Consider the following 1,317-nt stretch of genomic DNA (forward strand, 5'->3'; position numbering starts at 1 on the left):
ATGACCGCACCTCACATCATCAACCCTGCCGGGCTGTTGGACCAAGCTCTCGGCGACGCGTCGCCGGATCTGATGCGGCACTTGCTGTCCACGGTGATCAACTCGCTGTTGTCGGCCGACGCGGACGCGGTCTGCGGCGCCGAGTACGGGGCCGTGTCACCGGAGCGGGTCAACTCCCGTAACGGCTACCGCCATCGTGACCTGGACACCCGCGTCGGCACGATCGACGTCGCGGTCCCGAAACTGCGCCAAGGCACGTATTCCCGGGATTGGGCTGCTCGAGCGGCGTAAGCGGGCCGAGGCCGCCCTGGTGAGCGTGGTCGCGACCTGCTACCTGCTCGGCGTCTCTACCCGGCGCATGGACAAACTCGTCCAGTCGCTGGGCATCACCAGCCTGTCCAGGTCACAGGTCTCCCGGATGGCCGTCGAACTCGACGCCCAGGTCGCGGCGTTCCGCACCCGGCCCCTGGACGAGTCCGGGCCGTTCACGTTCGTCGCCGCCGACGCGCTGAGCATGAAGGTCCGTGAACAGGGCCGGGTGGTCAAAGCGGTCGTGCTCGTGGCGACCGGCGTCAACGCCGACGGCCACCGCGAAGTCCTCGGCGTCAAAGTCGCCACCAGCGAGACAAAACAGGCGTGGAACGCGTTCTTCGCCGACCTGGTCGCCCGCGGCCTGAGCGGCGTGTGCTTGGTGACCAGCGACGCACATGCCGGCCTGGTCGACGCGATCGCCGCGAACCTGCCCGGCACCAGCTGGCAGCGCTGCCGCACCCACTACGCCGCGAACCTCATGGCCGTGTGTCCGAAGTCGGCCTGGCCGGCGGTCAAGACCATGCTGCACTCGGTCTACGACCAGCCTGACCCGGACTCGGTTAACGCCCAGTTCGACAAACTCCTCGACTCGGTCAGCCGGTCCCTGCCCAAGGTCGCCGAACACCTCGACGACGCCCGCGCCGATCTGCTCGCCTTCACCGGCTTCCCACAGCAGATCTGGCGCCAGATCTGGTCGAACAACCCCAACGAACGCCTCAACAAGGAGATCCGCCGCCGCACCGACGTCGTCGGGATCTTCCCCGACCGCGACGCGATCATCCGCCTCGTCGGCGCTGTCCTGGCCGAACAACACGACGAATGGACCGAAGGCCGCCGTTACTTCGCTCTCGACGTCCTCGACCGCGCCCGCACCACACCCACCACCATCGTGTCCACCGCGACCGCCCAGGAACTTCAACTGGAGCCAGCAGCATGACCCACCCGACCGGCGAGCACACCATCCCTGACCCGGCCGAACGCGCCGCCCTCAACACCGCTCTGATC

At 67.8% G+C, this 1,317-nt stretch carries 1 pseudogene; it reads left to right on the top strand.

Features of this window, described 5'->3' with window-relative positions:
* Positions 1-1,249 (top strand): annotated as a pseudogene (locus DMB66_RS60775) (IS256 family transposase).
* Positions 1,250-1,317: the final 68 nt, after the last annotated feature.

The sequence above is a fragment of the Actinoplanes sp. ATCC 53533 genome, assembly GCF_003947245.1.